Source organism: Brevundimonas sp., assembly GCF_046293315.1.
Taxonomy (GTDB): Bacteria; Pseudomonadota; Alphaproteobacteria; order Caulobacterales; family Caulobacteraceae; genus Brevundimonas.
This window is the reverse complement of the sequence record NZ_JBKBPF010000062.1, coordinates 1-691: the sequence shown is the minus strand read 5'-3', so window position 1 is coordinate 691 and position 691 is coordinate 1. Positions and strand designations below refer to the sequence as shown.

At 65.4% G+C, this 691-nt stretch carries 1 protein-coding gene; it reads right to left on the bottom strand.

Annotated features, from left to right (window positions below; genetic code table 11):
- Positions 1-193: 193 nt before the first annotated feature.
- The gene (locus tag ACK4SE_RS14020; protein ID WP_409693947.1) at positions 194-397 is read right to left on the bottom strand and encodes a hypothetical protein; all 204 of its coding nucleotides are present in this window, start codon (positions 395-397) and stop codon (positions 194-196) included.
- Positions 398-691 lie beyond the last annotated feature (294 nt).

Sequence of the window (691 nt, the reverse complement as noted above, 5' to 3'; positions counted from 1 at the left end):
AAAGCGCAGGCCAGCTGGCACGCAAAGCCCGACCCGCCCGCGCTTCCCAGCCAATCTGGCAGCTGAGCGCAGGCCAAGTGCTCTGCTGCTGGTAGCACCATCTCCGTCACGTGCCCAAGCAGCTGCCGCGTGTCCGCGTCACATGTGTCAGCCGCCGCACCTCGCAGTGCACGCATCAGTACGACGACTGCAACTACAGCGATATCCGGTCTCTGCACAACTTGGGCGCTCGTGAGCGGAGCTGGCAGCAAATGCGCCATTGGGCCAATGGCATCAGCCTCCGCGCCAGAAGAAGCGCCGCCGCCGCCGCCGCCGCCACCGCCACCGCCACCGCCGCCACCGCCACCGCCGCCGCCACCGCCGCCACCGCCGCCACCGCCGCCACCACCACCGCCATACAAAGACATCAAGTGCCGCGCGGGAGTAATCAATGCTTGCTCCAAGTGCTGCCAAACAATGAATGGCTCCGGTACACCAGCAACAAACCATTCGCAAGCCGGACCAAGGTGGGCAGGAGCAGCAGCGGCCTCCACTGGACGCCCTTGCATCACAGATCCGGCTTCGGTGGATCGCAGAGGGAACGACAACCGCCGGCGCTTTGGCATGGGGCGCGTTGGGTCAGCATGGGGCATGCTAGAAGTAGCAATTGCAGCAGCAGCAGCAGCAGCAGCAGTAATCGACGCTGCTGCGT

Excerpts from the sequence above, each read along its gene's own strand:
- ACK4SE_RS14020 (WP_409693947.1), bottom strand. The coding sequence starts at position 397 with ATGGCGGTGGTGGTGGCGGCGGTGGCGGCGGTGGCGGCGGTGGCGGCG.